This window comes from Rhodovulum sp., from assembly GCF_011048875.1.
Classification (GTDB): Bacteria; Pseudomonadota; Alphaproteobacteria; order Rhodobacterales; family Rhodobacteraceae; genus Rhodovulum; species Rhodovulum tesquicola.
In genome coordinates this window covers 1-4,616 of record NZ_DSDD01000109.1, presented here as the reverse complement: position 1 = coordinate 4,616, position 4,616 = coordinate 1, and the positions used below count along the sequence as shown (strand labels likewise).

Annotated in this window: 4 protein-coding genes; all 4 read right to left on the bottom strand. The window is 68.6% G+C overall.

Translation table 11 applies throughout. From position 1 onward, the window contains the following. Positions 1-702, bottom strand: a 702-nt coding sequence (locus ENN83_RS03750; RefSeq protein ID WP_287184251.1) for a hypothetical protein, incomplete at its 3' end; no start/stop codon positions are given. Beyond that, a complete protein-coding gene (locus ENN83_RS03745; RefSeq protein WP_287184250.1) occupies positions 618-2,639 on the bottom strand; it encodes a hypothetical protein in 2,022 nt (673 codons plus the stop codon). The genes ENN83_RS03750 and ENN83_RS03745, both read right to left, overlap by 85 nt. A 1,092-nt stretch (positions 2,640-3,731) precedes the next feature. Beyond that, positions 3,732-3,929, bottom strand: a complete 198-nt coding sequence (locus tag ENN83_RS03740) for a hypothetical protein (protein WP_287184249.1) — start codon at positions 3,927-3,929, stop codon at positions 3,732-3,734. Between the two features lie 72 nt (positions 3,930-4,001). Beyond that, the coding region (locus ENN83_RS03735; protein ID WP_287184247.1) for a hypothetical protein at positions 4,002-4,616 on the bottom strand (615 nt) is incomplete at its 5' end.

The following is a 4,616-nucleotide window of genomic DNA, read 5'->3' as shown; positions in this document are numbered from 1 at the left end:
GCCGGTGGCGAACAGCAGGCCCTGCCGGTTGCCCTGGTTCACCGTCACCTCAAGCTCTACCCGGTCCTGCGCGACGAAGGCGGCGTTGAACCCCGCCTTGAACGCATCGAGCGAGAGCGGCGCGGCGGGTTGACCCTGTGCGCCCGCCGCATCGGTGCGGGGCACCAGCGGGAAGCTGTGCCGATAGACCAGATCATCGCCATTCTGCGCAGCCTTGTCGGGGGCGAAGACCCTTGCCTCGCCATCGGGCAGGGGCGTGCCGCCGATGGCCGTGATCCGGCCCGCGCAGAGGTTGTAAAGCTGGTCGAGGGCTGCGCCCAGATCGGCGGCGCCGGGCTCGGCGGGCCTGTTGCGCGTAAGCTGGATGGCCAGTTGGCCGGGCAGGGTCAGCGGATGCGCATCGCTCAGGCTGTCGGACGCGACGAAAGGGGCCTCGCCGAGCGTCAGGCCGCTGCCCAGCACCGCGTTGACATAGGGGGCCAGCGGCGCGGGCCCCGTGCCCGGATGCGCCAGCCCGATCACCAGCGTCAGCGTGGCCCGCCCGCCGGATCCGAACACCGCCGCGGGCAGGCCGCTTCCGTCGCCCGCATGGCAGAGGAAATAGCCGCCCGAATTGGTCACGCCCCCGCTCCAGAGCTTGCCGAGAAAGCCCAGGGCCTGTTTCGGATCGGGGGGCGCGGCGCCGGCGCTTTCCAGCGCCATGACGACCTGCAGCGGGCGCGTTTCGGTCGAGAAATTGCTTTGCACGAGGAAGGTATCGGTGAAGTCGATATCCCCAGCGTCAGGCTTGCCGCCTGCCCCGCCGGGCCGGTGCGATAGCCCAGCCGCAGCGCCGAGACGCGGGCCGTGGGCGTCGGGGCCGACAGATCGACGATCAGCCGTTGCAACAGGGCCAACCCCTTCTGGTTCACGCTGGCCAGCGCATGGGTGTTGCCAAGGTATTCGGGCGATTTCGGGTCGGCCGCGCCGGGCAGCGGGATCCGCGCGACATCGAAATCGAGGGCGAGCGCCCGGTCGAAATCGGCGGCGGGAACCGGGCTGCCCGCGGCCTCGGGGGCGCCATCGGGCAGCGTGAACAGCCCGAAGGGCGCGGTGGGGGCGCGCGAGAGCAGGTCGGTCAGTGTGGGCGGCAGACGGCAGACGGCTTCGCCACCGGTCGCGGCGATCCCGGCGGGCAGGGCAAAGCGCAGCGGCCCGATGTCGAAGGCGGGCTGGAGCGTGAGCGCGGGTTTCGGGTCGGGCAGATCCGGCGCGGCGCGCAGCGCGGCGGGTGCCTTGACCAGCGGTTCGGCATCGGCGCTGGAAAAGGCGAGGCTCTCGCCGCCGCCCTCGATCCGGACATTCCACAGCGCCTGGTCGGCGGCGGGCAGGCCGACGCCGAGGACAAGCGTATCGGCCGCCATGTCGCCCGCGCCCAGAACCGCCTGCTGACCCGTCAGCGCGTAAAGCGGGTGTAGCGTGCCGTCCGCCGCGCGCGGGCGCGTGCCATGCAGCATGAAGCGCGAGGTCAGGCCCGAGATTCCGGCCAGGGCGGGGGACAGGCGGGACAGGATCGCGGCGATCTGCGGGGGCGGCCCGGCTTCGGGGAACAGCTCGGTCGCGTCATGGGCCTGTTGCAGCCCGGCGCGCAGCGCAAGCGTGATGTAGTCGGCCAACACCTCCTCGACCGGCACGGCGGGCGGGGTGACCGGAAGCGGCGCGGCCAGCAGCGCGGCGATGTCGGTGCGGGTGAGGGTGGTCTTGTCCACCACCGACTGGTCGGCCGCGGCACCGCCCGCCTGCGCCTGCCCCGAGGCCGCGAACAGGCCCCAGCGCATGAGCCCGGTCAGGAAGGCGGCGTAGGAGCCGTCGCCCGCATCGGCGGTTCCGGGCGCGGGCGCAGGGTTCGACAGGGCAAGCTGGGCGACCTGGATCCAGCGATCCGTGGCGTGGGCGGTGCAGGTATAGTCCAGCCCCGCGCTGAGGGCCGGAAGGACATATACGGTCAGCGGCACCGGCCCGCCGGTCGGCGCGACGGGCTGCCAGACGGGGGGCGGGGCGGTGCCGGGCAGGGCGAACATTTCCAGCGTCGCCGCATCGTCCCAGAGGGCACGGGTGTCCTGTCGGAATGTCGCCGAGCCGTGAACCACCATGCTGAACGACAGGTGGATCGAGATCCTGAACAGGAACAGGTTGATGACCACCGTCACCCGGACATCGACGCCCGCGGCAAAGGCAACCTCGGTCGCGCGATGCGCGATGATGCGCATGTCGGCGCGCACGAAGACCCGGACTTCGAGCGTGGCCTTGATAATGGCGAAGTCGATCGACCCGACAAGCTGGCCGAACACCGCGACCGTCGCGCGGACATCGTGGAATTCATCGGTCCGACCGCTGGCGAAGTCGTGATAGGTGGCGAAGGTGCCCTGGAACAGGCCCTGCACCATCACCGCGAAGCGCGCGGTGAGCGGCCCGCTTTCAAGCCCCTTCTGGATGCCGACCTGAAGCCCGATGCCGATCTCGGTCACGGGGCTGAAGATGCCCTTGTCCTGTGACACCTGCGGCAGGCCCTTGGGGTCGGGCCCGTCGAGTTTCGCGTAGCAGAACCCCGCCGCGCCCGAATAGATCTCGACCGTCAGCGACAGCTGATTTCGAGCCATCAAGGTCATGGGGAAAGCCCATGTCGATCTTGAAATCGCCATTGGTGTAGATCGCGAGGTAGAAGGAGGGCAGCGTCATCTCGAACGCGCCGAAATTGATGCTCTGGATGCTTTTCGGATGGGTCAGCGTGCCCTCGTGGACGCCGACCGCACCGGTGACCTTGCGATAGAGCACCTCGGCATAAAGCCCGTCGAGGACGTTCGGCTTGTCGTTCTTGCCCTTGGTGACGGTGATGAGGACGCCATGGATGTCGGGGTCGTTGAACACGAATTCGAGGTCGGCCTGCCCGAGGATCCGGGCATGCGCCGCGAACAGCCAGCCTGCGTTCGGGTCGAAATGTATCAGCGCGACCGGGCCGGTCCAGGACGAGGCGGCCAGCGACTTGCCGACCGTCCCGACGGCATCGGCGACACCGCTGGGCACGGTGTCGAAGGCGAAATGCCGGCCCGCGGCGGCGGTGCGGATCTCGACGAGCGCGCCGCCCTTGCCGGGGATCTCGGGCGGGGTTTCGGTCGCGGGATCCCAGGCAAGCGCGCTGCCGCCGGGCAGTCGGCCGGTCAGTTCGATGGTGATCCCGCTCTTGCCGCCCGTGGCCGCCGCGCGGGTATAGACCCGCGAGATGCCGTCGATCCTGAAGACGAGAAAATCGAGGCCGATCTGGCCCAGCATCAGCTTGACCGCGCCGGTTTTCGTATCCATCGCAAGCGCGAGGTCGCTGGGCAGCCTGATCTGTTTGACGATATCGTCCCAGGGTTCGGGCACGACGTAGTAGCGTTGTCCGGTGGCGGACCCGACGAACCAGGCGTCATCACCGCAAGGTTCACCTCTGCCTCCAGCGTAAGCGCCAGCTTGCCGGTGCTGTCATAGCTGCCGGCGATCTTCAGCGGTTGGCGGTCGATGATCGCGTCGATGGTGGCGCGGATGGTATAGGCCTGTTACGCGTCCTTGCCCTCGGTCAGGTCGAGCGAGAGGTCGAAATGGCACCCGTCCATGTCGAACGTGGCGGTGAAGAGCTTTGCCTTGTCGGTCAACTCGATCGACAGCGTCGCGTGGAGTCCGCCCGCCAGTTGCCATGTCCCGTCGAACGCTCCCTAGATCCGGTAGGCCGTGGCGCCCTGACCGTCGCGGGTGTAGCGGGCAGAAAGCTCGGCAACCGACAGATGGCCGATCCCGGTGGGCAGGCGGGCGGCGCTGCCGGGCACGAACAGCTCGGCCAGATCGGCGATCCCGATCAGCGGCAGGGGCGGCGGTTTCTGGCCGGGATACAGGCGTTTCCATGTGTCGGCCACGTTGATCGCACCGGCCAAGACCTAGGTGCTGCCCGGGCGCGCGGTCTTGCCCTTTTGTGTCTGCCGGTCGTCCTAGTAGCTGGCGGCGATGTCGAAGCTCAGCGCCTCCACCACCAGGAACCGGCCCTTGATCGCGACATCGGTCCGGGTCACGGAACAGGCGCAGTCAAGGCTGGCATCGGCGGGGGACAACAGCATCTTGGACCCGTCGCCCTGCACCAGCACCAGCGCCGCGCCGGTCCGGGTGACAAGCTTGGCCTTGATCGAGCCCGATTTCGACGGCACCGCGACCACGAAATCCAGATCCTTCAGCGTGAGGCCGTTCAGGAAATCCTGCGCGTGCTGCCCGAAACCCGTCAGGAAATCGGCCAGCACCAGCGTCCTGCCCGCGGGCTGGGCAATCTCGATCCGGCCGTCGGGATAGCTGCCGGTCACATCAAGGGCCAGTTTCGCGATATCGACCGCGCCCGCCGAGCTTGCGATCAGGCTGCGGTCGGGACCGGACGGCTTGTCGAGGCCCACATTCAGCCCGGTGATCCCGACCGCGAAGCTTTCGGTCCCGATCCGGGCGATGGTCCAGTTCAGGCCATCGAAGGCCGTGCCGGACTTCGCCCCGAAGCCAAGCGCGCAGGTCACCGCGCCGATGGTCCTCGTCCTGGTCAACCGCGTGACCGTAACCGTTTCTAG

Excerpts from the sequence above, each read along its gene's own strand:
- ENN83_RS03745 (WP_287184250.1), bottom strand. The coding sequence starts at position 2,639 with ATGGCTCGAAATCAGCTGTCGCTGACGGTCGAGATCTATTCGGGCGCG.